The sequence below is a fragment of the Corynebacterium sp. HMSC076C10 genome (assembly GCF_001812455.1).
In the GTDB taxonomy this organism is placed as follows: domain Bacteria; phylum Actinomycetota; class Actinomycetes; order Mycobacteriales; family Mycobacteriaceae; genus Corynebacterium; species Corynebacterium jeikeium_D.
The window spans coordinates 1-1,014 of sequence record NZ_KV809141.1; the positions used below are offsets into that span (position 1 = coordinate 1).

A 1,014-nucleotide genomic window follows, 5' to 3' on the forward strand; every position below is an offset into this window, starting at 1 on the left:
GCTGCGGCCCACTTTTTGTTACCCACAGGTAAACAGAATTAACTCGCGTTTTAGTGCTGATGGTCTCTTCCGGCTTAGGACGGTTTGCCATTAGGTCGGTTTGATCGCGGCGGATATGCAAACCTTTAGTCGACCGGCAGCAAACCTACGAGCAAATCAGAATCAAATACGTCGGTCGTACAACGATTACTGGTGCATACCGGCAACTAGCCAAAGAGTCGATGCAGCACCTCTAGTCATTCCAATGAACGGCTCGGATCAACCATGTTGTTAGAGCCGGTCAAATTTGCTTTGTGCTCAAGACAGGGGTCGACGTGGTTGAGTCAATCAACTAGCAAGCAGCGAGTTTCTCCCATGTCCTTATCTTAGTACGAAACGTAGTGAGGGGGGCAACAGTGTTGATATGTACCCACTTCCACACCGGTCATACTGACGGAGTGGAAGACGCCCACGCTCGCTGCTCAGACTCAAACAGCTCTGCTTCGGCCAGTCAGGGTACCAGTTGGATTACCTCGGCGAGTAGAACCTCGAATCGATTAATCAGATCTCGGGGTGGTACCAGCTCCCAGTGTTGGTAGAAAGACTCGTACAAGCTACCTAGCTAATCGCATTTGAAACTAGGAGCTTCAGTCACCACCTCTTTGTCCGCTTGCTCTTTCCGCTTTCAGCTAAGCAGTAATTCCATCCAGTCCAATAGGTTCGCGATAACCTGCCGGGGCGTGCGGTCTATTCCCTCAATGAGCATTTGCCCACCATCATCGGGAACATCCTCGAACTTGCGGATGAATCAATTTCGCCTTGTAAAGACTGCCGACTCCTTCAGTTGGAGCGTTGTCTTTAGAATCATCGAATGTGATTACGCTCGGTCGGGTTCCAGAGCTGTAGTGGGAATTAGATGCAGTGCGCTCCACTTACTGCCTCGTGCATGTTGTAGTTGGATGGTTTGTGGCTGTTAATGTGCTGATGCGCTTTAGAAAAGGGCATTGTGACCTGGGGGTTCGCTTTATGTGTGAA

The 1,014-nt window shown here is 50.1% G+C and carries 1 protein-coding gene; it reads right to left on the reverse strand.

Features of this window, described 5'->3' with window-relative positions; all coding sequences use genetic code 11:
* Nucleotides 1-331 precede the first annotated feature (331 nt).
* Nucleotides 332-421: a ClbS/DfsB family four-helix bundle protein gene (locus tag HMPREF2857_RS11430; protein ID WP_369707167.1), complete on the reverse strand. Its 90-nt coding sequence runs from the start codon at nt 419-421 to the stop codon at nt 332-334.
* Between the last annotated feature and the right edge of the window lie 593 nt (nt 422-1,014).